Origin of the sequence: Paenibacillus pabuli NBRC 13638 (genome assembly GCF_001514495.1) — a bacterium.
GTDB lineage: Bacteria > Bacillota > Bacilli > Paenibacillales > Paenibacillaceae > Paenibacillus > Paenibacillus pabuli.
In genome coordinates, this window is the sequence record NZ_BCNM01000013.1 from 128836 (window position 1) to 154422 (window position 25587).

Sequence of the window (25587 nt, forward strand, 5' to 3'; positions counted from 1 at the left end):
GCTTCCGGCTTTTTATTGAGCCTGTTTTTTGTAGTCTTCAGCATATTCCTCACGAATTTTGGTACCACCCGCATTAGCCCAATTCTCGATTTCCTGTTTCCAGCCATTTTCATCGATTTTGCCCATAATATATTTGGTCTGTGCATCCGCAATCATCTGATCCAGATCTGCTCCGCGATCGCCATAAGTAGGCGAGTATAATGTCAGCGCAGGGTTCGGCACAGCATGTTCCGCCAGCTCTTTGGCAAGATCCGTACCTTTCTCGCCGAGCTCAGTATCCTTCAGCTTCGGAACATTGTAGCCTTCAACATAAGGCAGGTTATCACGATAAGGCTTCACTTCACGCTGAAACGCATCGAAGTCGCTCATCTCCACCTGATCTTCGCCAGCTTTCTTGTAATGTTTGTCTTCAATGCCACGCATCAGCAGAGTCGCCATCTCAGGGTCCATTAATTTATCCAAGAAAGACAGGAGGTTCTTCAGCTCTTCTTCTGACTTTACCGTTGCTTTCGGAAATGCCAGAATACCGGAGTTACCCGTCTGTCCTGCCACACGATCTCCATTCACTCCCAGCAAACCTGCGATGTCTACTACGCCATCCGGGTCATTCTTGGACAGACGCTCTTGTTGGCTCTTTCCGTTCTGGGCAACACCGATACGCATGCCGACAACACCTGTATCATATTTCTTCTCCGCTTCTGTGGAGTCAAATACGGCAAAGTCCTGATTCAGCAGTTTCTCGCTATACAAACGTTTCAGCAAATCCAGTACCTGCATGTATTCCGGTGTCATGAATTCAGGCGTAAAGCTGCCGTCATCCTCTACCTTCCACTTGTTTGGTGCACCAAAACTTACGCCAAGACGCGTCGTGAAGGAGTATTGATCCTCATTATATTTTTTGAAAAGCATCAATCCGAACGTATTATCCTGACCATCTCCATCCGGATCGGAGGTCGACAGCGTTTTGATCGTTTCATACCATTCATCCGGCGTCGTCGGTACCTGAAGGTTCAGCTTTTCGAACCAGTCTTTACGGTAAATGACTGTCGCGCGAGCAATATCAGAGAACACCGGAACCCCGTAGATTTTGCCTTCCACCTTGATATTGTTAAAGAAACGCTCGTTCTGAGCCGACAGATTTTTATAATCCTTCAACAAAGGTCCAACTTCCCAAAATACATCATTACGCATGGCACTGGTCACGGTTGGGTTATACTGAACTTTCACAATTTTGGGCATATCGCTTGATGCAATCATGACATTAATTTTGTCATTGTAGGCCGAAGCCGGAATCCACTGAATGTCCAGTTTGGTGTTTGTGTACGCCTCAATCTTCTGCTGAACCTCATTGCCTTTGCTCGGCACATCTCCTACCTGTGCAATGGCGATGGACACATTCTGAACACCGCCCTCGGCAGCCTGACCTTCATCCGATCCGCATCCTGCCAGTAAGCCTGTTATCAGTGCAAGTGAGCTCAGGACAGCTACGGCTTTCTTTTTTGTTGCTTTCATCCAACGAAAACCTCCCTTTTATATGCAATGATGACCATTCTAAGATCCAAAACATGTGCAAACTAACCTTTTACCGAACCCAGCATCACTCCTTTGGCGAAGTGCTTTTGCAGGAACGGATACACGAGCATGATTGGAATAGTGGAGAACACGATTACGGCCATGCGAATGGTGAGCGGCTGAATCTCGGTCTCTTCGATACTGGTATCCCCGATCCGGCTCTGAGCCAGGATGACTATTTCCCGTAACCACACCTGTACGGGCCACTTTTCACTATCGTTGATATAAATGACTGCATTGAAGAAGCTGTTCCAGTGAGCCACCGCGTAAAAGAGAGAGAAGGTTGCCATTGCCGGCATCGACAAGGGCAGAACAATTCGGAACAATACGCCCACATCGTTACAACCATCTATTTTGGCGGCATCCTCCAGTTCGTCCGGTATGGCCTGGAAGAAGTTCTTAAGTACGATCAGGTTAAACGCGCTGATTGCGGTAGGCAGCATCAGGGACCATAACGTATCGGTTAGATGCAGGGATTTGACGACAAAGTAGGTTGGAATCATCCCGCCGCTGAACAGCATCGTGAACAGTACCCCCAGCAAGATGGGCTGACGTCCACGCAAATATCTTCTTGAGAGCGGATACGCCATGAGCGACGTGAACAACAAGTTAAGCAGTGTTCCAACTACGGTAATATAGATCGATACACCCAGGCTGCGAATCAAGGTGTCTGTTGAGAAAATGTAGCGGTAAGCGGCAAGTGAGAATTCTTTTGGGAAAAGAATGAATCCTCCCTTGGCCACTTCATGAGGGCTGGTAAACGATACCGCCAGTATATAAATGAACGGGATGACGGTTACGATTCCGATCAACAGCAGCAAGCCATGATTGACAATATCAAAGATTCGGTTGCCCCACGTTTTATCCTGTTGCATTTTAAGGTTCACTCCTGTCTGGTGAAGAACGTCCGCTGCCACGCGTTAGTAGACGCCTTCCTCCCCGAATTTTTTGGCCATCGTATTGGCACCCAGTACAAGCGCCAGCCCGACGACTGATTTGAACAAACCGACAGCAGCACTATAACTGTACTGTGCCTGTGTGAGACCTTTCGTGTAGACATAGGTATCAAATACCTCACCCACATCCCGATTGGTCGGCGTCAGCATCAGGAAGATCTGTTCAAAGCCTGTATCCAGGAAGTTGCCCAGACGCAGAATGAGCAAAATAATGATCGTGCTACGGATAGCAGGCAGCGTGATGTGCCAGGTCTGACGCCAGCGATTGGCGCCATCCATCCGCGCAGCTTCATAGAGCTGTGTGTCTACGCCGGATAGGGCTGCAAGGAAAATAATGGTTCCCCAGCCCACCTCTTTCCAGATGGATTGTCCGACAATCATCGTTCGGAACCAGCCAGGCTCAAGCAGGAAAGCCACTTTTTGTCCCGTCAGGTTATAGAGCAATTCATTAATGGCACCGCCTTCAGTTGTGAACAGCATGTAGAACACACCCACAACAACCACCCAGGAAACAAAGTGCGGAACATATACCAGCGTCTGTACAAAGCGTTTGAACCGTTCACGGCGAACTTCATTCATCATGAGCGCCAGCACAATGGGCAGCGGGAAGAAGAACACCATGTTATAGATGGCCAGTAAAAATGTATTCCGGAATAAGGTCCAGAACTGCGGTTCTCCGAAGAAACGCTGGAAGTGCTTGAACCCTACCCAGTCACTGCCCAGAATGCCCTTGTACGGCGTATAATCCTGAAAAGCCATCGTAATGCCATACATCGGTATGTATTTGAAGATAACAAAGTAAAGCACACCCGGTATCAACATAATGTAGAGCCACCGGTTTTTGATGATGTCCCTCCACAGCACGTTTTTGTCACTGCGGGTAGCGGGCCGTGTCCGAGCCGCCGTTTCGGCTTTCATAGTGTCTTCCTCCCCACTTTGGAAACGATTACAAAATATCACTTCCTGAATTCATGTCTTCATTGTGGAGGATAAACGGGTAACTGGCTATCGTCTCGTTTTAGCTTCTTAATTTTCCTTAAGCAGCAAGGGTTTAGAGCATTTTTGAATGGGGACAATCTCCTTCGATGAACCGTATTTAACCCCGATATTCCCGTCTTAACTCTGCTCCATTGATGCAACGTAGCGCCATCTGGAACATAGAAAAACCTGCCTGCCATAACAGGCAGAGCAGGCCTTTCGTTTAACGCTGCTGTTCCCGATATTTTCCGGGAGTCGTTCCTGTAATTTTACGAAATGTGCGGATAAAAGCGGTAGGGTTCGTGTAATTGAGTTTCTCGGCAATCTCCGATATTTTCAGGTTGGTCGTCTGCAGCCAAGTCTTGGCTTTTTCCATACGGTATTCGGCAAGGTATTCGGTAAAGTTCACTCCGGCCTCCTTCTTGAACACACGGCTCAGATAGACCGGATGAAAATTCAGTTCTTCTGCGCAGGCTTCCAGCGATAACTCGCGATCATATCGCTCCTCGATCAGACGTATCATGCGCCGGGCAATATTCAAATACTGTGATTCCTCCTGCTCGCGCCAGAATCGAATGACAGGTTGAAATAAACATTTGCGGAACCAATTCGTCATCTCATCCAGTGTAGACAACTTCAGCAGTCGTGCCATGGAGGCCTTTTCGCCCAATACTTCAGCGACATCCCCTCCCTGCTCCTGAACGAGCTGGTACACACGAGATAACAGTTGAACCATAATTACGGGGTACTCGCTGAAGTGCAGCTTCTTGTCTGCGAGCAGACCCAGATATTGCGTAAAGTACGCATTGGTTTTCTCCTCGTCTCCTTGCTTGAGCGCAGAAGCCAACTGATCTTCAATCATCCTGAGCTGTGTATATAAGGCTGCCTCCGTCTGACCTCGCGGTTGAATATCCTCATAATGCAAAATAATGCGGCTGCCCAGACTTACCCTGCCCTGAAGGGCCTCCCGGCTCTCCTGGTAAGCTCTTGGTGAATCTCCTATCTTGGCATAGGAGCGGCTAATGCCGATACTTACAGGCAGATTGAGATAGGTTACAACCCGTTCACGGATCAACTCGGCCTGGGTATGCATCCATTCTTTGACCTGTACTTCATCAACCAGCGCTGACGCAAGTACCGTAACCTGGGCATCATCAAGCATAACAGGGGCAAAACGAATCTCCGATGACAGCAGTTCACCCACCATATTGTTTAATGCAAACAACAGCAGGTCCCGGTCCTGCTCCTCATATCTTGTCCCTTCAAGCGTATCGATCTGAAGTGTCAGCACGCCCAGCCTGGCCCATGATGTAGGAAAATCGTACAGGTCACCCTGATACCTGAAGTCTTCTTCCGATATTTTGCCTGTAAGCAGTTTGGTCATAAAAAACTCCTGTAAATGAATATGCTGGCCCTTCATCTGTTCCCTCATTGTTTTCTCCGAACTAAACAGGGTAGACAATCTCTCTTCGATGTAGATAAATTCATCCTGGCGTCTTCCCGACGGAGCCAGTGGTGAATCCAGTCCCTTGGTAAACTGGAGCAGTCTGGATATCGGAGAATACATCCGGCGACTGCCGTAGATGGCGACCAGTCCCGTCATACATAACATGATTAGTGTGGCTACACCCGTAACCAATGCAATTTTTTGCGACTGAGCGGTAATCTGCCCCAGGGACACCACGGATACATATAACCAGCCGTTGAGCGGCGACTTTCTGTAACTCACCGCAACCTGACTTCCCTCCACCTCAGCGTTGAAGAATCCTTCCGCTAGACCTGTCGACTCCACTTTTTCATTAATTTCCTGGTTGAGCGTATCGTATTTCCCGTCTTGCTCCATGTCATTGAGAAAATACTTCTGATCCCGATCGAGTACATACATATCTCCCGAATTCGGATTTCGACTTAGAAATGTGCTAAGCTCCGCATCAGCCAGATCGATCACGAGCAGACCTTTAGGTTTCACATTCGTAGGCACCATCGGAATTTTGAACACCATGCTCACCACATTGTCTGATGAGATAAGGGTAGGTGCGGGTTCCTGTGCTGCTTCGCTCATCCCTGCAGACACCGGCACACTTTCTTTGGCTGAGCTCCTATTTTGAGTGACCCAGAATAAGCTGTTTGTATATTTTAAATAGGAGCCAATGCGGTCCCGAATACTGAAATCATCCACTTTCCCAAATGACCGCATGGAAACGACCCAATCTTCATCCAGATTGACAAGATAGGCCTGATCGATATTCGTAACCGCTTGCAGATTGTTGAAACCGGATGTCAGATCTCTTATTTCCTGAAATTCGCTACTATCCAGCGGTTTCTTCATCGCTTGTAATACCAGTGGAGAATTCACATATTGGATGGACGACAATTGCAGGCTGCGCAATACTTGTTCCACCCGCATTTGGGTCTGATGCAAAATCTGCAGATTACTCTCACGCACCTTCTGTTCAATATCACGCGAAGCAATGGAATACGAGACCGAACCAATCACAATTACCGGAAGGGCTCCAAGGATCATGGTAAAACAAAGCAGACGCAGCAAGTATTTAGGCAAAAAGAGCATCCCCCTTTGTATGTATTTTGCATTTATTTAAGCGAGAACGCTTTCGGAATAGACTTCCGGTGTAATGCAAAAAGGTTGTATAATATCGCTTTCATTGGATTAATTTACTATTGTTATTTTAAAACCCATTGTTATTCAAGTCCACTATTTATTCTTGAAGGTTGACTTCAAGGTAATTTCCAGTTTATATTGGTTGCATATTCCTCAATCAAAGGAGAGATTTTGATGTCGGTGAGCGTTCTTAACTAACCAAGTTTCATATTCAGGAGTTTGGCCTTCGATTCACTTGTGCCTTATGGCATACGTGTATTTCATGATGCGCCATAACCCTGTACTTAGTTAAGAACAGCGGATATCATAAATCGCCTCCGGGATTGTACGTGTCCGGGTCTATTTCCGCGCTGTGTTCAGCGTGGATTTTTTTGTATAGACCTGTAATGGGCCCTGCTTTCCCCTACGTTAAGGGCGGAGAATGAACGTTTGTTCATTCTCCGCCCTTTTTGCGTTTTCAGGAATATGCTTCATTGCTTAACCCGTACTTCCATCTTATTTTCCAAGGAGAGATCAAGCATGAATGAAAACACGTTAAACAGTCTAGGTTACCCCCAAATCCAAAAAAATCTTGCAGCCTGTGCGATAACCTATTTAGGCAAACGTTATGCAAGAGACATGAAACCGATGGTTGACGCCCATCTGATTCAAATGCGTCTGGAAGAGACGGCTGAAGCAGCAGCTTTGATTCGCTTTGGTGCCAGCGTACCCATTCCTTCGCTGGAAGGGATGGAAACCATTATGGATCTGCTGGGCACCGGTTATCTATTCAGTGAGCGTGACTTCAGCCACCTCGCCCAATTTCTGCGCAGCTGCGCACAGCTTATGAAGTACATGGAAGGGAAATCCGAAGCCGCTCCCACGGTCAGCCGTTATGCTTCATCGATGATGGGAATGGATTCCCTGTTAAGCGAAATTGAACGCTGCATCCACAGTGGACGCATACAGGATCAGGCCAGCAAAGAATTGGTTCGAATCCGCAAAAAAATGACAGTGAATGAAGAACGCATGAAGCGCAAGCTGGACTCTTTGGTAAGTAAACACCGCTCCATCATGCAGGAGAATGTCATTAGCCAGCGCGGCGGAAGAACCGTGCTCCCTATTAAGAAGGAATTCCGGAAGCACGTTAAAGGCAGTGTGCTGGATGAATCGGGAAGCGGTCAAACGGTATATATTGAGCCGGCTGAACTAGTAGGATTGCAGATGGAACTGGCCTCGCTGCAAGCCGAGGAATCACGGGAGGAAATGAAAATTCTGGGGGACTTAACCTCACTTGCAGAGTCCTATAGCCGCGAGATCGCACTAAATACAGAAACGATAGGGATTCTGGACTTCCTGTTTGCCAAAGCGAAATATGCAGCGACGATGGATGGTCGTATGGTATGTGTTAATGCTGACGGACGGGTTCGGATACAGAATGCCCGCCATCCGTTTATGGGTGCATCCATGGTTCCCCTTGATTTTGCAATCGGTCAAACGTATTCCTCCCTCATCATTACAGGGCCGAATACGGGCGGCAAAACCGTAGCCCTCAAAACCTTGGGTCTGCTCACCCTGATGATGCAATCCGGATTGCTGGTGCCCGTCGCTGAAGGTGGCGAGATGGCTGTGTATCATGAAGTCGCCGTTGATATCGGTGATGGACAGAGCCTGGAGCAGGCACTCAGTACCTTCTCTGCTCATATCCGCAATATGATCGGCATCCTGGAGCAAGCCAATTCAGCAACGCTTGTGCTTATCGATGAGATGGCTTCAGGCACAGACCCGGGTGAGGGTGTGGGTCTCTCCATCGCCATGCTGGAGGAGCTGCATCACCGCGGAGCTACAGTGGTTGCCACAACCCATTTTGGCGAAATTAAACACTTTGCGGCAGCTACGCCGGGTTTTGAGAATGCCCGGATGGAATTCGATACGGTCACGCTCCAGCCTCTCTATCGACTGCGGATTGGTGAAGCCGGGGAGAGCTACGCCTATTCCATCGCACTGAAACTGGGAATGCCACAGCGCATTATTGAACGCTCCAAAGTCGTTTCAGATCAGGGTGTCTCGCGGCATGTGTCTCCCAACCTCACTCCATCCGTGCCCATTGTGAACTCTACGCCATCACAAAAAAGCAGCACGACAGAGCAAGAGCACATGAATAAAACAAAAAACAGGTTGGGACCTATCAACTCGTCTATACAAACTGGCACAAGAAAACTGTCCGAGCAACCTGCAGCATCGGAATCCTCTGCCCCTGCCAAAGCATTCCGTAAAGGAGATCGTGTGTATGCTGCCTATCTAAACCAGTCAGGGATCGTCTGTGATCTGGAGGACAGTCGTGGAAACATCGGAGTTATGCTGCGAGGACGTAAAGTCAAAATTCACAAAAAACGCCTGACCCTGCATATATCCGCACAGGAACTTTATCCAGGCGACGACTATGACCTCGACATTGTACTGGAGACCAAGGAAAATCGGAAGAAACGCAAACTGATGAGCCGTAAACATGTGGAAGGATTGATGATTGAATTACCACCTGAAGAATAACTACAACATTGGTATAATGGGTTGAGTTGGAATAGCGTATTTAGTCTATCGATCGTTAGTGGTTGATTTATCACAAGGGGGAAGAAGGCTCGTATGTCTGTTGAGCAAAATACCAACAAGATGACTCCTGATGTTCTTGTATGTCCATTATGCGGAGAAGCCAATGGCTGTTCCTACGCCGCAGGCCGTCCTCATTCGGAGTGCTGGTGCAACCAGGCCGTGTTCCCCGAAGGGGTGTTTGACCCCATTCCAGCAGAACTGCGCAGGAAGTCCTGTATATGTAAGTCATGTTTGGATACGTATAAAAAGAAGACAGAACAAGAAGAAGAGCCCCACAGTTAACCCTGTGAGGCTCTTCTTCTATCGACATTGCATTGTATTGAAGTGAAGATCAGTTACTTCTGCATTTGATGATAGTGCTCTACAGCCTGTTTCAGTACAGGATGGTTCTCGTCCATGGACGTATACTGGCTGAGTGCTGCTTCAATCCCTTTTTGCTGGATCGTAGTCAGAAGTTCCACCGCTTCCGGGTCTTCGGAAACGTCAAACTTGCAGGCAGCTGCCATACCCATCGCCAAATGTGTCGTCTCCGTTCCATACTCGTAAGCCTGGAGAGCCGGGCGAACCAGACGGTCGTTCGGGGACAGTTTCCGCAACGGCGAACGTCCTACACGAGTTACCTCATCCGTCAGATGCGGGTTAACGAACCGTTCCAATATTTTGGCGATGTACAGCTGGTGATCATCCGCATTGAATCCAAAACGCTTCACCAAAACTGCTCCGGTTTCCTGCAAGGCCCCATATACAATGGATTTGACTTTTTCATCGGCAATGGCCTTCTGAATGGTATCATACCCGTTCACATATCCAATATAGGCTGCAATGCAGTGTCCCGTGTTTACGGTAAACAGCTTGCGCTCGATATAAGGCTCCAAATCATCAACATACATTACACCCTCAATCGGCTTGAACGCAGGAGCCATTTGTGAACGGTCAACAACCCATTCATAGAAAGGCTCTACCTGTACATGCAAGGGATCTTCATGATGCTGAATCGGAACAATCCGATCTACGGCTGAATCCGGGAAATACACATACTGATCCGCAAGCAGGCGAGTACGCTCATCAAGCAGACCATATACATGTTCTTTCAACTGAGTGCTGGCTCCAATTGCATTTTCACAGGCAATAATGTGAAGGGGCTGGAAGACATTGCCCGTTCCCAGTCTGGACGTAAGTCCTTTGGCAATACCGGGAGCAATATGTTTCAAAATGCCCACACCCACTGCGGTTGTGATCAGTTCAGCTTCTGCAACGTTCTGGGCAACGGTATCCAGATTGGTTCCATCGATCGCACTCACACCCGTAACTGTCTCCAGATCCTTGGCCTCGTTAGCCAGCTCAACCGTGTACTCTCCTCGCTGCTCTAGAGCCGTAACCAACTCCTGGTTAACGTCCGAGAAAACGACATTGTAGCCTGCACGGGACAGAATCAAACCGATAAAGCCACGTCCAATGTTACCTGCTCCAAAATGAAGGGCCTTCATAGTTCCATTTCACTTTCCAAAATAGTAATGACTTCTTCAGCGGTTTGAGCATGACGCAAAGCTTCCATGTTCTCTTCCTCGGCGCAGATGACTGCGATGCTGGTCAGAATCTCCATATGTTCTCCGCCCTGAGCGGCGATCCCAATCACCATATACGCTTTCTCTTCCCCAAAATCAACGCCCTGCGGGAACTGAATAACCGATATGCCTGTGGACAGGATAAATGATTTGGATTCCTTCGTACCGTGTGGAATCGCAAGTCCGTTGCCGACATATGTGGAAACAATTTCTTCACGTTCCAGCATTTTGTCAATGTATTCAGCAGTGATATGCCCCGCATCCTTCAAAATTTGTCCTGCCATACGAATCGCTTCGTATTTGTCCTGAGCCGTTGCATTCATGATGACTTTATCTTTCGTTAACATACTCATGTTTGTATACCTCCAATTTCTGTTTTGCTGCGGTAAAATCCCGCAAGCTCTTGGGATAAGTAATGAATAAGATCATCCCGGTTCCCTTTTTCAAGTAATGTAATCATTTCTTCCTGCAGCAATAGTGCACTGATCTCACTTAGTACCTCCAAGCTTTCCTTGGACAGCTCCCTGGGCCCAAGCATCAAGAGCACGTGACTGACACCTGCCGGGTCATCCGGCGTGCACAGAAGCGGCTCTGACAACTGGAAGAGCGTGATCGAAGGCCTGTAGATGCCATCACTGCGTGTATGGAACAGCGCGAGGGATGTCCCCGGAATTTTCTGGCTTCCAATCGCTTCACGCTCCTCCAGCAGCCTGGCGATCTCTTCTGGATTATTCAACACACCGGATTGATGCAAAACATTGCACATGGCGTAGGCCGTTTCCAAAAATCCAAACTCCTGATTATCCAGCGGGAACACCTGAAACTTGCCGATAATCTGTACAATTTCAATCAGAGTGGCTTCCAGTCCAACTGGATCGGAAATCCGTCCTGTTGTCCTTGAATCTGCTTTAGATGGGGGACTATGTTCCCGCTGAAGCGTCGTTGTCCTGATGAAGTGCCTTAAACGTTCACTTTCTTCAGCCGTTAGCAGTGGGCTTACCTTGTAGTATTGATGTTTATCCATTGGCAGATCCACAGTAGAAAGAACCAGATCATAATCCGTCTTCGGTATACGTGCGGCTTCATACCAGGACACGCTGTCCACAATCCGAATTTCGGGAATTTCCTTGGACAGACGGCTCGATAACATCCGTGAAGATCCGATCCCGCTGGTACAGACGACGACAGCCCTGATTTCACGTTTCAACACCCGCAGCCGTTCAATGGAAGCACCGAAGTGCATCACTAGAAATCCAATCTCCTCATCCGGCACATCCGTATTGGGCCAAGCAAAATGGACCGCTTCCTTTACATCCTCAAACAGTGATTCATAATCCTTGCGGATCTGCTGAAGCAGCGGATTACGGATTAGCTGCCGCCCCTTCATTCGTTCCAGCACCGGCTCCATATGGGCAATCAGACCTTCACGGAGCAGACGATCCTCATGGAACGAATAATGAGTTTTCTGCTGCATCCGATCTGTGAGGGAACGAACCATGTCGAGTAAGACCAGATCGTCTACGGGCAGCAGACGCGAGGAATGAATCGATTGCTCGATTTCAATCAGCAGCCTGTGAAAATAAGCCTGCTCTTCGCTCACAAACGCCATCCCAAGCTGGGCAGATAGAACACTGCACAAACGGGAAGCTAAATATTCCGGCACCTTCCGCTCGTCTTGCAGAGGCATTCCGACGTCTTTTTTGTCTTGTTGAGTACTCCGCCCTATGCCAAAGCCTTTGCGAATCCGCACAACCGCTACAGACAATTGGATCAGCAGCTTCATGTATTGGCGCTCCGGTATATTTTCCAACCACTCAATATCCGGCTGCCATAACGCGTTTTCGACCGTAAGTACATCCTCATGCCCTATCATTTCCAGAAGTTTGCTGCTTACTTTGGAAACTCCCTGCTCCGCCTGTCTACCGAACAAATCGGATTCATCCAGATATTCAAGAGCGAGCGCAGAGATAGCCATGCGATGAGCCAGCTCGCTTCCATTGATCTTGACCCCATATCCACGTCTGCGAACCAGCTTCAATCCCGCCAGCTGAATGCGTGGCTCCAGATCGTCCAGATCATTGCTTGCCGTAGACACGGTTACCTTCAGATCTGAGGCCAATGCAAGCAGCTTCACAGGCTCGGATTCATCAAGCAAAATACAAAGCATGAAGAGTTTACGCTCTTCAGGCGTAAACTCCACATATTCGTTAAGCTCAAGTTGTTGACGCAATACGGCCAAATCATCGGAACCGGGATCAATTCGAACCCCGGTTCCCGATTTTTTTTCCAATCTCATGCCAAGGGGCTCAAGCCATTGTTCAATCATCTGCAACTCTCGATGTACGGTACGAGTGCTTACTTTGACCGCAACAGCTATATCGCCAGCAGTTACCTCATGAGGATGCTCCAGCAGGAACTCCACGATCTCACGCTGTCTCCTTGTAATATTACTCATCAGGAGTCGGATTTGAGGCGCTCCACCAGTGCCTCATATTCAGGACTCTTCAGGAAGTTATCGATGGAAATATGCTCTGCATTTGGAGCCACGGATTTGGCCCGGTCTGTCAATGTTTTCTGTGTGATGACGATGTCGGCATCTTGTGGAATCTCACTGATCGCCGTGTTGGTTACAGCGACATCCACACCGGCTGCCTTCATTTTCTTCCGCAGAATCGAGGCACCCATGGCACTCGAACCCATACCTGCATCACAGGAGAATACAATTTTATTGATATCCGTTTTTACTGCCGAAGAAGCAATATCGGCTGCACGGTCAGCTTCACGATTGTCTTTATCAACGGTGAGGTTGCCCGTTTTGCCCTGATTTTTCATATCTTTCATGCGGTTGGAAGCACTGTCCAGATCTTCGTCGTCCTTCTGTTTACCCGTTTTGAGCAGTATGGATGCTACGAGGAACGAGATGATCGCAGCTACGGCTACTCCTGCAAACATGCCAAGGTATCCACCCCTAGGTGTTAACAACGAGTAAGCAATTATACTTCCCGGTGACGGTGCTGATACCAAACCAGCTCCAGTTAGCATAAAGGTCAATGTACCCGCTACACCACCAGCCATCGCAGCCAGAATCAGTATCGGTCTCATCAGAATGTAAGGGAAATAAATCTCGTGAATCCCGCCAAAGAAATGGATGATTACAGCACCTGGAGCAGAAGATTTGGCTGATCCGCGACCGAAGAAGCAGTATGCCAGCAAAATGCCGAGTCCAGGTCCTGGATTGGATTCGAGCATAAATAATACGGATTGACCCAATTCTCTTGCTTGATCCGTAGCAATTGGTGTCAGAATACCATGGTTGATCGCATTGTTCAGGAATAATACTTTTCCTGGCTCAATGATCAGATTGACCAGCGGGAGAAGACCGGCATTCATCAAAACTTCTACCCCGGCCGATAACACCTTGCTAATCGCTTCAACGAAAGGCCCGATCCCTTTAAGGGCCAGAAGGGCCAGAATCCCACCAATAATACCGGCAGAGAAGTTGTTAACCAGCATCTCAAACCCGGATTTGATTTTGCCATCGACAGCCTTGTCAAATTTCTTAATAACCCAGGCTCCCAATGGTCCGGCAATCATAGCGCCAAGAAACATGGGAATGTCACTGCCGACAATAACCCCGATGGTCATAATCGCACCGACTACACCACCACGTTGGCCGTGCACCATGGTACCGCCTGTGTAACCGATCAGCAAAGGCAGCAAATATTTGATCATTGGATCAACCAGCAACGCAAAATCTGCGTTAGGGAACCATCCTTTTGGAATGAACAATGCCGTAATTAGACCCCAGGCGATAAATGCACCCATGTTCGGCATAACCATACCGCTCAGGAAACGTCCAAACTTCTGAACGCCCACCCGTATTCCTCCGCTCTTTTCGGACTTTGCGTCCACTGAACTCATATCGAAAACCTCCTCAACATATTAAACCTTCATCCCACTGAATTTCTGAAAACGATGATCCAGACGAACAAAGTACAAATCTGAAATAAATCTTCATTTCACAACCATATCGTAAATGAAAACGGTATCTTCTACAACGAAATGAAAACCTACTTCCGTCATGAACGTTGATGACAAGATTTAAATTTGAAGGATAGTCTAATTGGCTTAACCTTGTAGAGGCAATGAAAAGTTATATCTCTTTCACGTATCATACCCACGAAGAACCGCTTTTTAATGACAAATAAAATGTAAATATATGCTATATCGTTGCTGCGTTAATAACAGCAAAAAAGGCGCAGTTCCTCATCTTGGTTCAGATGAAGCAATTGCGCCTTAACTATGGTTCAAATGATCAGTATCCCTACTCAGATATATATCAATTGATTTATTTTTTTGAAATTAAATAGACAATCGGATCAAGCTCTGACTGAGCTCCTCAGCCTGGAATTCGCAAAAATATTATTCCGTATGTTTGCGATACGCATCCGCATTCATCAGTGTGGATAGTGCTGCTGTCAGGTCGCCTTCAACTCGAATCTCAATCATCCAGCCTTCCTCATACGGAGAGTTGTTGACCAGCTCCGGGGAATCCTGCAATGCATCATTTACAGCAATAATCGTCCCGCTAACAGGTGAAAACAAATCCGAAACCGTCTTGACGGATTCAATCGTTCCAATGCTGTCTTCCGCTTTTACATCCGATTCAAGGTCAGGCAGTTCCACAAACACAATGTCACCCAGCTGATGCTGCGCGAACTCGGTAATACCAATTCGTACGGTATCCTCCCCTACGGTTTGCACCCATTCGTGCTCTTCACTGTACAGGAAATCACTTTTCAATTCGCTCATCGATATCCGCCTCGCTTTTCATTAATGAGTGCATGCGTTTCTTTGACCTTAACCTTTTTCCCAGAACATAGCGTATGATATTTTAGATTCAAATGTCAAGATACCTTACAATTTATTTAATATTCTTCCTTATATGCCTGTAACTCCAATGGACTCTCCCTACATATAATGGTGAATATTTGAAAAGTAAGCGCACCCTTTATAAATATACGAACATTATAAAATTAATTTAAAATATCATTCGTGTTTTTTATCAATTTCAATGATATCGTTCTTGACATCAATAGTCGATTCAGGCTTTAATGAGAGTAGTAAATGTTTATATTGGTGTATGCACTACCCGCGGATGAATGTAAAGGGAGAGATTACCCTTGACACCCGAATCAGGGTGACATGCGGTAACGCCGAAGGAGTAAACCACCGACAAGCGGAGGTGAATCTCTCAGGCAAAAGGACTTTTACGGGACGCAACTCTGGAGAGCATCTATTCGCCCTGTGCGGGCGTTATGATCACCCAAGGGGAAACCTGCTGCATCAGGCGGCGGGGTAACTCTCAGGTACCAAGGACAGAGCCTTAGAATACAGCGTGCTTCTGGCATGCCGGTTCTTTGGCCTGTCCTTTTCTTTTTTCCCAAAAAAACGAAAACAGGTTATAGAGCGGCGCTGCCTATAGCGTCCTTCCCATACTTTTATAATCAAATATGATGCCAGATTCATTGATCCACGGTTATACACTCGGCCGGTTGACGGCCTATGACGAGGTGATTGGATGTCCGATTTGCTTAGAACCCCACTCTTTCCACTCTATCAGCAATATGAAGGCGTACGATGCATTGATTTTGGCGGCTGGGAGCTCCCGGTACAATTCAGCGGAATTCAGAAAGAGCATGAAGCGGTGCGAGAACGTGCCGGATTATTTGACGTATCCCACATGGGTGAATTCACCGTACAAGGTGAACAGGCGGAAGCTTTTTTACAGCACATGACCACCAATGATGTAACAACAATCGTTCCTGGTCAGGCCCAATATACGTTAATGTGTTATCCGGATGGCGGCGTGGTCGATGATCTGCTGATCTATAAACTGAAAGAGCAGCATTATATGCTGGTGGTTAACGCCTCCAACATCGACAAGGACTGGGCATGGCTGCAACAGCACATGACGCCAGGCGTAACCATGACCAATGATTCGGAGCATACGGCGCTGCTCGCCCTGCAAGGTCCGCTGGCAGTGGACATTCTCGGAACAGTGACAGACACCGATGTATCTTCGATTGAGCCTTTCCGTTTTGTGCAGAATGCGAAGGTATGTGGTGTTACATTGCTGTTATCCCGCACCGGATATACCGGCGAAGACGGCTTTGAGCTCTACGTTCCTGCGGAACAGGCCGCTGCAGTCTGGAACGGATTGATGCAGGCCGGAGAAGGTCACGGACTCGTTCCGGCAGGACTGGGTGCCCGGGATACGCTGCGCTTTGAAGCCAAGCTTCCCCTCTATGGGCAGGAGTTGTCGGCAACCATCTCGCCGCTGGAGGCTGGTGTTGGCATGTTTGTGAAGCTGGATGCCGGGCCGTTTATCGGACATGAAGCCTTGTCGCAGCAAAAAAAGGATGGACCTGCTCGCAAGCTGGTTGGCATCGAAGTGCTGGAGCGCGGCATTCCACGCCCTCATTATCCGATTTACGCTGAAGGCGTACAGATTGGTGAAGTGACCACAGGCACCCAATCGCCTACACTCAAACGCAATCTGGGGCTGGCCTTGATTGACAGCCAATATGCTGCACTGGGTACCCCGCTGGAGATTGAAATTCGCGGCAAGAAACTGAAATCCGAGGTCGTGAAGACCCCTTTTCATAAACGGACACGCGCACCAAAGACACCTACTCAAGGAGCTGATCAAGCATGAGCAAGCATCGCTACATTCCCATGACCGAGCAGGATCAAAGTGCAATGCTGGCAACCATCGGCGTGGAAACGATTGAGGATCTGTTCCATGACATACCACAGGAAATTCGCTATCAGGGTGAACTGCCTGTTTCCTCCAAACTGGATGAATATGCACTGACACGTCATATGTCGAAGCAAGCGGCAGCCAATGCCAACTTCGAGACACACGCCAGTTTCCTGGGCGCAGGCATTTATGATCACCACGTTCCTTCCGTCATTAATCATGTCATCTCCCGTTCCGAGTTCTATACAGCTTATACACCTTATCAACCCGAGATCAGCCAAGGAGAATTACAGGCGATTTTCGAGTTTCAATCCTACATCTGTGAGTTAACAGGCATGGCTGTAGCCAATGCCAGCATGTACGATGGTGCGACTGCATTTGCGGAAGCAGGCAATCTGGCCGCTGCGGCAACCCGCCGCAAACAGCTGATTGTGTCACGTACCGTGCATCCCGAGTCCCGTCAGGTATTGCAAGCTTATGCTCATGGCCTCAATCTGGAAATTGTCGAGATTGGATATCAAAACGGTGTAACAGACTGGGATGCCCTGCAAGCCGCCGTGTCCGATGACACCGCAGCCGTCATGGTCCAGAGCCCGAATTTCTTCGGCGCCGTGGAAAATGTAAAACAGGCCGCAGACCTTGCGCATGCGCACAAGAGCCTGCTCGTGGTCAGCGCCAACCCGCTATCGCTGGGTCTGCTGGAAGCCCCAGGCAAGCTGGGTGCTGACATCGTCGTTGGTGACGCACAGCCCCTTGGCATCGCCGCTTCACTCGGCGGCCCAACATGCGGATATTTCGCCGTATCCCAGGCTCATATGCGCCGGATTCCTGGCCGAATTGTAGGCCAGACCACGGATCGCAATGGCAAGAGAGGTTTTGTACTCACGCTGCAAGCACGGGAACAGCATATTCGCCGGGAAAAGGCGACGTCCAACATCTGTTCCAACCAGGCTCTGCTTGCGCTGAGCGCCTCTGTCTATATGTCCATTATGGGTAAACAAGGCATGATTGACGTCGCTGATTTAAATTTGCAAAAGAGCCATTATGCCCTTAACACACTTACCGCAATTCCAGGCGTCTCTCTGACATTTACTGCACCTACATTCAATGAGTTTGTCATCCAGATGCCTGAAGGAACAAATATGGAACCACTACAGCTGAAATTGCTCGATGCGGGTTTCATTGGTGGCTATGAACTCGGACGTGATTATCCAGAGCTCGCCGGACATATGCTGATTGCGGTTACTGAACGACGCAGCAAGGAAGAGATCGACGAATTCGCACGTGTATTGGAGGGATCGCTGTGACTCAGGAAACGACAACAAAGACAACAAAGACAACGACGACAACTTCAGCAACAGGCCACTCGGAAACAGTAAACTCAGTCTCCACTTCGGGCCAAACTGAAACAGTTACGAACATCTCTGCCCAAGCTGCCTCTCCAGCACCGGTGCAATCATTGATTTTTGAACTCAGCAGTCCTGGTCGGGTCGCGTATTCCTTGCCAGAATGTGACGTTCCCCGGCAAGCTGTCGATTCGCTGATTCCCCGGGAAATGCTGCGGTCGGAAGCAGCAGCGTTGCCTGAGGTTTTTGAAGTTGATGTCATTCGCCACTACACTGCCTTGTCTCGTCGTAATTTCGGGGTAGATAACGGATTCTATCCGCTCGGCTCTTGTACGATGAAATATAATCCGAAGATTAATGAGGATGTCGCCCGTTATAACGGATTCGCGAAAATCCATCCATATCAGCATGAATCCAGTATTCAGGGTGCACTTGAACTGCTCTACACGTTGCAAAATGACCTTGCAGGCTTGACGGGCATGGATGCTGTTACGCTGCAACCTGCTGCTGGTGCACATGGCGAATGGACCGGGCTCATGATGATCCGTGCCTACCATGAAGGTCGTGGTGAACAGCGTACAAAAGTCATCGTTCCTGACTCTTCTCATGGGACCAACCCGGCAAGTGCAACCGTAGCAGGTTTCGAAACGGTAACGATACCATCCCGCGCAGACGGTCTGGTAGATCTGGACGCACTTCGCGCAGCAGTTGGTTCGGATACCGCAGCGCTGATGCTGACCAACCCGAACACACTCGGACTTTTTGAAAAAGACATTCAGGAGATTGCCTCCATCGTGCACCAGGCAGGCGGCCTGCTGTACTACGATGGAGCCAACTCCAATGCCATTATGGGCATCACCCGGCCTGGCGATATGGGCTTCGACGTGGTGCATCTGAACTTGCATAAAACAATGAGTACTCCCCACGGCGGAGGTGGACCTGGTGCCGGCCCGGTTGGCGTGAAGAGCCGCTTGATTCCATTTCTGCCGAAACCGATGGTCATCAAAAATGATGAGGGCATATATGCGTTGGATCGCGAAGGCGATCAATCCATTGGCCGGGTTAAAGCGTATTACGGCAACTTCGGTATTCTGGTGCGTGCCTATGCCTACATTCGTACCTATGGACCTGAAGGCTTGCGCCGGGTATCTGAATGTGCGGTACTTAACGCCAACTACATGATGGCCCGTCTCGCACCTTACTACGAGATTCCGTATCCTGGCGTGTGCAAACATGAATTTGTGATGTCTGGCCGGGGATTGAAGCAGTATGGTGTACGCACACTGGACGTCGCCAAACGTTTGCTTGATTTTGGATATCACCCGCCAACCGTATACTTCCCGCTGAACGTGGAGGAATGCATCATGATTGAGCCGACGGAAACCGAGAGCAAAGAAACACTTGATGGGTTCATCGATACGATGATTCGCATTGCCAAGGAAGCAGAAGAGACACCTGAACTGGTACTCAATGCTCCTTATGGCACACCGGTTACCCGTCTGGATGAAACTACAGCAGCCCGTAAGCCTGTTCTGAACTGTGCTTGCAGTTAAAACCTGACTATCACCGAATCGTCATTTTCAATAACAGTTTTACTCCTTTTTTGAACCCATACAGTCGATCATAAAGACAGAGCAGCAGACGTATAAAGTGTGTCTACTGCTCTGTCTTCTTTTATTGGTCCCGTCCGTCCGTCTGTTGTTTGCTCCTGCGCCAACTTTCCACCAAGTGAAGGTCTATTCCTTGATCTTCAATGCGATTCTCCCAAATAAGAACATCTATTCAAAAGCAAAAAAGCCGACATCTGCTGTAACAACAGATGTCGGCAACATGGCTGCACGACTGCAGCTTTTTTTATCGGAAAAAGAAACCCTTAAAATCGGGTGGAAACCCCATAAAATTACATTACGCTTGAATGCTTTGAACCAATTCAACGACTTGCTCAGCTGTTTGCATATCCAGTGCTTTGGCAGCGAGCTCTTGCATATCTGCACGAGACAGCTTGGTGATCTGACTGCGAGCTGGCAGAATGGATGTTGCGCTCATGCTGAACTCATCCAGTCCGAGACCGAGCAGCAATGGAATTGCTGTTGCGTCTCCGGCCATCTCTCCGCACATGCCAGCCCATTTCCCTTCACGATGCGCTGCATCGATGACCATTTTAACCAAACGCAAAATGGCAGGGTTGTAAGGTTGGTACAGATAGGAGACACGCTCGTTCATACGGTCAGCAGCCATCGTGTATTGAATCAGATCGTTCGTTCCGATACTGAAGAAATCAACTTCCTTGGCAAACTGATCCGCCAGAACTGCAGTCGAAGGAATTTCGACCATGATTCCCAGCTGGATGCTGTCTGATACCGCGATACCTTCAGCTACCAGTTTTTCCTTCTCTTCGAGCAGGACTGCCTTCGCTTCACGGAATTCGCCCAGTGTTGCAATCATTGGGAACATGACGCGCAGGTTACCATGTACACTCGCACGCAGCAAGGCACGCAATTGTGTACGGAAAATATCCTGACGGTCCAGACACAGACGAATAGCACGGAAGCCTAGGAATGGATTCATTTCTTTTGGCAGATCCAGATATGGAAGCTCTTTGTCTCCACCAATGTCCAGCGTACGAACAACAACAGGTTTGCCTTCCATTTTTTCCAGTACCGCTTTGTAAGCATTATACTGAATGTCCTCGGAAGGAAGCTTGTCTCTGCCCATGTACAGGAACTCGGTACGGTACAGACCTACAGCCTCGCCGCCGTTCTCCAGAACACCTGTAACATCATTAGGCGTGCCAATATTGGCAGCCAGTTCTACATGGACGTTGTCCACCGTTACCGTTGGCTCGTCACGCAGTTTTCTCCACTCTGCACGTTGTGCATCATACTGTTCCTGTTTGGCACGGTATTCAGCAATAACGTCATCTGTAGGATTAACCAGCACATGTCCATCCAGACCGTCAACGATAATCATATCGCCTTGTTTCGCTTGAGCCAGAATGTCCTTGGTTCCAACGACAGCCGGGATTTCAAGCGAACGAGCCATGATTGCCGAGTGAGAAGTACGTCCACCAATATTGGTTGCAAAACCTTTTACGTATTGACGGTTCAGTTGAGCCGTGTCGGAAGGCGTCAGATCCTCCGCAAGCACGATCACTTCTTCACTGATCTCAGCTGGACTCATGAATTCGATACCAAGCAAGTGATTTAGCACACGTTTGGTAACGTCACGCATATCCGCAGCACGTTCCTGCAGGTAAGCACTCTTCATGTTTTCGAACATTTCGATAAATTGCGTTGCAGTTTCGTTCAATGCGAATTCCGCATTAACCATATCATCGGCAATTTTCGCTTTTACCGGATCAATCAGTTCCGGGTCATTCAGGATGAGCAAATGCGAAGCAAAAATCTCAGCTTTTTTCTCGCCAAGCTCTTGTAAAGTACGCTCTTTGATCGCCTCGAGCTCAGCCTGGGACTTGCCCAGAGCCGAGTCGAGTTTCGCGATCTCTGCGTCAACGTCGTTGATTTGGCGTTTTTCTACAGAGTAATCGGGATGCTCCAAGATAAACGCCTTGGCGATAGCAATACCCGCCGAAGCCGCGATCCCGGAGACATTAAGCATTAATTTCGCCCAACCCTTCGTTAACCATAACATCAGTCAAAGCTTGAAGAGCTTCAGCTTCTCCTTCGCCTTCAACGATGATGTTGATGGTGTCGCCTTGTTCCAAACCAAGGGAGAGAACACCCAGGATGGATTTCAATGTTACTTTTTTACCGTTAGCTTCTGCAAAGGATTCTGCACCTTTAAATTTGTTTGCTGTATTAACCAGGGCTGTCGCCGGACGTGCGTGGATACCATCTTCGTCTGTAATTCTGAATGTTTGTTGCATTACAATCATCTCACTTTCAGTAGTTTGGTTTAGGCATTGCATATATTTACACTTGCTTGCCATTATGATTACACTTCTTATTTTATCTCAATAATTGGCTGATCGCCAACTTTGAGCACACCACTCTTCTTGAGGGTGACGGTTGAACCTTCTGGCAGGTTGGTGAAGATGACTGGTGAAATGATCGAAGGAGCGTTAGCTTTGACATACTCCAGATCCACTTCCATTATTGGCTGTCCAGCCGATACCAGATCGCCTTCCTGTACAAGCACGTTAAAGCCTTGACCTTTCAGCTTCACCGTGTTGACACCTATATGAACAAGCACTTCCTTGCCACCGTCAGACATAATGCCCACGGCATGTTTACTTGGAAATACATTAAACACTTTACCATACACAGGGGATGTTATTGTGCCATCATGTGGCAGAATTGCGAATCCGTCACCTGTCATTTTCTCGGCAAACACCGGGTCAGGAACGTTTGTGATATCCATCAATTCCCCATTTACTGGCATGACGATATCTTCAGCAATAATGCGCTCACCTTCTGCTCCCTGTGCTTTCTCCTCTTCAGGAGTTGGTTTTACATCGGCAGCTGGTGTCGGTGCCGGTGTTCGCCCTGCAATGATATCCTGCATCTGCGATTTGATTGTATCTGAACGTGTACCGAAGATGGCCTGAACATTATTACCCACTTCCAGTACGCCAGATGCACCCAATTGTTTCAAACGATCTTTATTTACATTGGATTTCTCATTCACTTCAATCCGCAAACGAGTAATACATGCATCCAGATGTTTGATATTCTCCTGTCCACCAAAAGCGGCCAGGATATTGTGAGGCAGATCATCTGTCGATCCTGAACTTCCACCAGATACTGTCTCAGGTGTAGCCTCTTCACGTCCTGGTGTTTTGAGATTGAATTTGCGAATAATGAACCGGAAACCGAAGTAATAGATCACCGCAAGAATTAAACCTACGATAATCACGTCCCACCAAGGTGTACGATTCGGAATGATCCCGAAGATCAGGAAGTCAATGAATCCACCGGAGAACGTCATCCCGATTTTGACGCCAAGAATTTGCATCGTCATGAAAGACAAACCTGCAAAGATACAGTGTACTGCAAACAAAATTGGTGCCACAAACAGGAACGAGAACTCCAGCGGCTCTGTAATCCCTGTCAGGAACGAGGTTAGCGCTGCTGAACCCATGATCCCAGCAACATATTTTTTGTGCTCCGGTCTTGCTTCATGGTACATCGCAAGCGCCGCTGCTGGCAAACCGAACATCATGAACGGGAATTTACCGACTTGGAATGTTCCCGCTGTGAGAGCAACGCCATCACGCAGCTGGCTGAAGAAGATCTTCTGGTCACCGCGAATAACATCTCCGGCCTTATTCACATACTCACCAAATTCAAACCAGAATGGGGAGTAGAAAATGTGATGCAAACCGAATGGAATCAGTGACCGTTCCACAACTCCGAAAATGAACGCCGATAACGTCGGACTTGTATCTACCATAAAGTGAGATATAGCATTCAGTCCATTTTGAATCGGAGGCCAGATGATCACCAGAAGTAACCCGATTAAGAGGGAAACGACTGAAGTGATAATCGGGACAAAGCGTTTACCTGCAAAGAAACCGAGGTAAGACGGCAGTTCGATTTTGAAAAATCGATTGTAACATAGCGCGGCGGCAATACCTATGATAATACCTCCGAACACGCCTGTACTCAATGTAGGGATACCCAGAATGCTGGCATAACCAGGTACATTGCCGATCATGGCAGGAGTAACACCTACCGCAGATCCTAATGTAACATTCATAACCAGGTAACCGATGATGGCCGCAAGACCTGCTACGCCTTCGCCTCCGGCCAGGCCTACTGCAACGCCGACGGCAAACAGCAATGCCAGATTATCAAATACAATCTGACCTGCGTTCATCATGATCGTGGCAATTGAATTTACCCAAGGGGTATCCAGTGCCGTTACATATTGCAAAAAGTCTGGATTAACAAGCATGTTGCCAATTCCGAGCAACAAACCTGCGGCTGGTAGAATCGCGACCGGCAACATAAGCGCCTTACCTACTCTTTGCAATACACCAAAAAGCTTTTTAAACATCGCTTCGTATTCACCCTTTCGTCTAAGATTATATGTTGTGATGCAAGCAAGGGGAAAAACAAAAAAGGCATGAATTAATAAAGTGAACTGTGCCAACCTTCGGGTATAGCATACCCTGTATAAGGTAAGAACAATCACACTCTAATAACTCATGCCTGATCGAATCAGTAACACGTCGCTTATGTTTATTCAGTTGCTTGATTACGGAAACCATTGTAGCACCACTTCAAATTCTGTGCAAGCCTTTACACAAAAAATCTTAAATTGAAATTCCACCTGTGGAAATATTTCACTTGTTGTCTTCTTCTTTCCTTTGATTCAGACGCTGCAAATGAATCGTCAGATACCCCACCTCGGCAGGATATACCGGAAGATTCAGTCTCTTCTCCATGACTTTCGTCAATTTCCATGCAAGCGAGTACATTTCAGGGTATTCCAGCTTCAACAGAGAATCCAATTTATGAAGTTCTTCGACTTTGTCTCCCCGACGTACACGCTCAAGGGCAAATCGAAGATGGGTCAACAGACGGGAGTAATCGAGAGATTCCGTTTCAAATGAATAGTCGAGCTGGTCAGAAACCAGATTCACCAAATCGGTGATTAATTGAGAGTGTTCACGCACTTGAGATATATTCTGATTGGTCATCGCACTATAAATATGGAGTGCGATAAAGCCAATCTCGTCCAATCCCAAATCCACACCCAATTTCTCCTTAATCAGTCGAACAGCGTACTCTCCCATCCGATATTCGTCTGGATATATCTCACGGGTCTCATATAAAAAAGGATTCTGTATGACAATTCCCTGTTCCTTGCGCTTTAAAGCAAAAGAAATATGATCAGTCAAAGCAATATGAATATGTTCGTTGAGCGGAACGTCCGTGCGCTCTGCAATATACGTAATGACTTCGTTAATAATCTCGATCAACGCCTCATCCACCTGTGGAAGAAGCTGTTTGTACTGCTCCTGCTCCTGCTGATTTCTCAAAATGAACATCTTTTCCACAGCCATCAGTGGAATAAGGTCATTGGTTTTCCGGTTGAAGCCGATACCTTTACCAATCACGACGACTTCCCCATGCTCAGGATGCTGTGCAATAATTACATTATTATTTAGCGCTTTGTTTACATGCAGGCTGCTCAATGTTTGCACCTCTTTTTTTCACACCATCATAGGCAT

Annotated in this window: 18 protein-coding genes and 2 riboswitches; of the genes, 5 read left to right on the plus strand and 13 right to left on the minus strand. The window is 47.9% G+C overall.

Going from position 1 to position 25587, the window contains the following annotated elements; genetic code table 11:
• Window positions 1-12: 12 nt before the first annotated feature.
• From PPA03S_RS18395 to PPA03S_RS18410, 4 genes are all read right to left on the minus strand, one after another.
• Window positions 13-1512, minus strand: coding sequence for an extracellular solute-binding protein (locus tag PPA03S_RS18395; RefSeq protein ID WP_062324939.1), 1500 nt, complete (start codon window positions 1510-1512; stop codon window positions 13-15).
• A 62-nt stretch (window positions 1513-1574) separates the two neighbouring features.
• Window positions 1575-2447 (minus strand): carbohydrate ABC transporter permease, encoded by an 873-nt coding sequence (locus PPA03S_RS18400; protein ID WP_062324941.1) that lies wholly within the window; start codon window positions 2445-2447, stop codon window positions 1575-1577.
• 45 nt (window positions 2448-2492) lie between these two features.
• Complete coding sequence (locus PPA03S_RS18405) at window positions 2493-3446, minus strand: ABC transporter permease (protein WP_062324943.1); 954 nt, start codon at window positions 3444-3446, stop codon at window positions 2493-2495.
• A gap of 283 nt (window positions 3447-3729) precedes the next feature.
• Window positions 3730-6066 carry a helix-turn-helix domain-containing protein gene (locus PPA03S_RS18410; RefSeq protein ID WP_062324945.1) on the minus strand — a complete coding sequence of 779 codons (2337 nt, stop codon included), beginning with the start codon at window positions 6064-6066 and terminating at the stop codon, window positions 3730-3732.
• A gap of 579 nt (window positions 6067-6645) precedes the next feature.
• Here PPA03S_RS18410 and PPA03S_RS18415 point away from each other — a divergent pair.
• Window positions 6646-8655, plus strand: a complete 2010-nt coding sequence (locus tag PPA03S_RS18415) for an endonuclease MutS2 (protein WP_062324947.1) — start codon at window positions 6646-6648, stop codon at window positions 8653-8655.
• Between the two features lie 93 nt (window positions 8656-8748).
• Window positions 8749-8997, plus strand: a complete 249-nt coding sequence (locus PPA03S_RS32395; protein ID WP_245683661.1) for a cysteine-rich CWC family protein — start codon at window positions 8749-8751, stop codon at window positions 8995-8997.
• Window positions 8998-9050: 53 nt separating this feature from the next.
• Here the strand turns inward: PPA03S_RS32395 and PPA03S_RS18420 are convergent, their stop codons facing one another.
• From PPA03S_RS18420 to gcvH, 5 genes are all read right to left on the minus strand, one after another.
• Window positions 9051-10202 (minus strand): mannitol-1-phosphate 5-dehydrogenase, encoded by a 1152-nt coding sequence (locus PPA03S_RS18420; protein WP_062324949.1) that lies wholly within the window; start codon window positions 10200-10202, stop codon window positions 9051-9053.
• The gene (locus PPA03S_RS18425; RefSeq protein WP_062324951.1) at window positions 10199-10633 is read right to left on the minus strand and encodes a PTS mannitol transporter subunit IIA; all 435 of its coding nucleotides are present in this window, start codon (window positions 10631-10633) and stop codon (window positions 10199-10201) included. Before PPA03S_RS18425 ends, PPA03S_RS18420 begins: the two co-directional genes overlap by 4 nt.
• The gene (locus PPA03S_RS18430; RefSeq protein ID WP_062324953.1) at window positions 10630-12735 is read right to left on the minus strand and encodes a BglG family transcription antiterminator; all 2106 of its coding nucleotides are present in this window, start codon (window positions 12733-12735) and stop codon (window positions 10630-10632) included. Before PPA03S_RS18430 ends, PPA03S_RS18425 begins: the two co-directional genes overlap by 4 nt.
• Window positions 12735-14201, minus strand: coding sequence for a PTS mannitol transporter subunit IIBC (locus PPA03S_RS18435; protein ID WP_062324955.1), 1467 nt, complete (start codon window positions 14199-14201; stop codon window positions 12735-12737). The genes PPA03S_RS18430 and PPA03S_RS18435 overlap by 1 nt, the downstream gene beginning before the upstream one ends.
• Before the next feature lie 501 nt (window positions 14202-14702).
• Window positions 14703-15092: a glycine cleavage system protein GcvH gene (gene gcvH / locus PPA03S_RS18440; protein WP_062324957.1), complete on the minus strand. Its 390-nt coding sequence runs from the start codon at window positions 15090-15092 to the stop codon at window positions 14703-14705.
• A 346-nt stretch (window positions 15093-15438) separates the two neighbouring features.
• A riboswitch (glycine riboswitch) is annotated at window positions 15439-15560 on the plus strand.
• Window positions 15561-15563: 3 nt separating this feature from the next.
• Window positions 15564-15664: riboswitch (glycine riboswitch) on the plus strand.
• 197 nt (window positions 15665-15861) lie between these two features.
• Between gcvH and gcvT the strand changes: the two genes are divergently transcribed.
• The 3 genes from gcvT to gcvPB all read left to right on the plus strand — a co-directional run bounded on the left by gcvT (window position 15862) and on the right by gcvPB (window position 19942).
• Window positions 15862-16998, plus strand: coding sequence for a glycine cleavage system aminomethyltransferase GcvT (gene gcvT, locus PPA03S_RS18445; RefSeq protein ID WP_062324960.1), 1137 nt, complete (start codon window positions 15862-15864; stop codon window positions 16996-16998).
• Window positions 16995-18350: an aminomethyl-transferring glycine dehydrogenase subunit GcvPA gene (gene gcvPA, locus PPA03S_RS18450; protein ID WP_062324962.1), complete on the plus strand. Its 1356-nt coding sequence runs from the start codon at window positions 16995-16997 to the stop codon at window positions 18348-18350. The genes gcvT and gcvPA overlap by 4 nt, the downstream gene beginning before the upstream one ends.
• A gap of 113 nt (window positions 18351-18463) precedes the next feature.
• Window positions 18464-19942, plus strand: coding sequence for an aminomethyl-transferring glycine dehydrogenase subunit GcvPB (gene gcvPB, locus PPA03S_RS18455; protein WP_062325109.1), 1479 nt, complete (start codon window positions 18464-18466; stop codon window positions 19940-19942).
• A gap of 352 nt (window positions 19943-20294) precedes the next feature.
• On the opposite strand, the gene ptsP is transcribed toward gcvPB, so the two are convergent.
• The 4 genes from ptsP to glcT all read right to left on the minus strand — a co-directional run bounded on the left by ptsP (window position 20295) and on the right by glcT (window position 25551).
• Window positions 20295-22007 carry a phosphoenolpyruvate--protein phosphotransferase gene (gene ptsP, locus PPA03S_RS18460; protein WP_062324963.1) on the minus strand — a complete coding sequence of 571 codons (1713 nt, stop codon included), beginning with the start codon at window positions 22005-22007 and terminating at the stop codon, window positions 20295-20297.
• Window positions 22000-22275 (minus strand): HPr family phosphocarrier protein, encoded by a 276-nt coding sequence (locus PPA03S_RS18465; protein WP_024633102.1) that lies wholly within the window; start codon window positions 22273-22275, stop codon window positions 22000-22002. The genes ptsP and PPA03S_RS18465 overlap by 8 nt, the downstream gene beginning before the upstream one ends.
• A 77-nt stretch (window positions 22276-22352) precedes the next feature.
• Complete coding sequence (gene ptsG, locus PPA03S_RS18470) at window positions 22353-24407, minus strand: glucose-specific PTS transporter subunit IIBC (RefSeq protein ID WP_062324966.1); 2055 nt, start codon at window positions 24405-24407, stop codon at window positions 22353-22355.
• 289 nt (window positions 24408-24696) lie between these two features.
• Window positions 24697-25551: a glucose PTS transporter transcription antiterminator GlcT gene (glcT, locus tag PPA03S_RS18475; protein WP_062324967.1), complete on the minus strand. Its 855-nt coding sequence runs from the start codon at window positions 25549-25551 to the stop codon at window positions 24697-24699.
• Window positions 25552-25587: the final 36 nt, after the last annotated feature.

What these genes read in the sequence shown, in the direction of transcription:
- ptsP (WP_062324963.1), bottom strand. Translation starts at nt 22,007, where the DNA reads ATGCTTAATGTCTCCGGGATCGCGGCTTCGGCGGGTATTGCTATCGCC.
- PPA03S_RS32395 (WP_245683661.1), top strand. Translation starts at nt 8,749, where the DNA reads ATGTCTGTTGAGCAAAATACCAACAAGATGACTCCTGATGTTCTTGTA.
- PPA03S_RS18405 (WP_062324943.1), bottom strand. Translation starts at nt 3,446, where the DNA reads ATGAAAGCCGAAACGGCGGCTCGGACACGGCCCGCTACCCGCAGTGAC.
- gcvT (WP_062324960.1), top strand. Translation starts at nt 15,862, where the DNA reads ATGTCCGATTTGCTTAGAACCCCACTCTTTCCACTCTATCAGCAATAT.
- PPA03S_RS18435 (WP_062324955.1), bottom strand. Translation starts at nt 14,201, where the DNA reads ATGAGTTCAGTGGACGCAAAGTCCGAAAAGAGCGGAGGAATACGGGTG.
- gcvPA (WP_062324962.1), top strand. Translation starts at nt 16,995, where the DNA reads ATGAGCAAGCATCGCTACATTCCCATGACCGAGCAGGATCAAAGTGCA.
- ptsG (WP_062324966.1), bottom strand. Translation starts at nt 24,407, where the DNA reads ATGTTTAAAAAGCTTTTTGGTGTATTGCAAAGAGTAGGTAAGGCGCTT.
- PPA03S_RS18415 (WP_062324947.1), top strand. Translation starts at nt 6,646, where the DNA reads ATGAATGAAAACACGTTAAACAGTCTAGGTTACCCCCAAATCCAAAAA.
- PPA03S_RS18400 (WP_062324941.1), bottom strand. Translation starts at nt 2,447, where the DNA reads ATGCAACAGGATAAAACGTGGGGCAACCGAATCTTTGATATTGTCAAT.
- PPA03S_RS18395 (WP_062324939.1), bottom strand. Translation starts at nt 1,512, where the DNA reads ATGAAAGCAACAAAAAAGAAAGCCGTAGCTGTCCTGAGCTCACTTGCA.
- gcvH (WP_062324957.1), bottom strand. Translation starts at nt 15,092, where the DNA reads ATGAGCGAATTGAAAAGTGATTTCCTGTACAGTGAAGAGCACGAATGG.
- PPA03S_RS18420 (WP_062324949.1), bottom strand. Translation starts at nt 10,202, where the DNA reads ATGAAGGCCCTTCATTTTGGAGCAGGTAACATTGGACGTGGCTTTATC.
- PPA03S_RS18425 (WP_062324951.1), bottom strand. Translation starts at nt 10,633, where the DNA reads ATGAGTATGTTAACGAAAGATAAAGTCATCATGAATGCAACGGCTCAG.
- PPA03S_RS18465 (WP_024633102.1), bottom strand. Translation starts at nt 22,275, where the DNA reads ATGCAACAAACATTCAGAATTACAGACGAAGATGGTATCCACGCACGT.
- PPA03S_RS18430 (WP_062324953.1), bottom strand. Translation starts at nt 12,735, where the DNA reads ATGAGTAATATTACAAGGAGACAGCGTGAGATCGTGGAGTTCCTGCTG.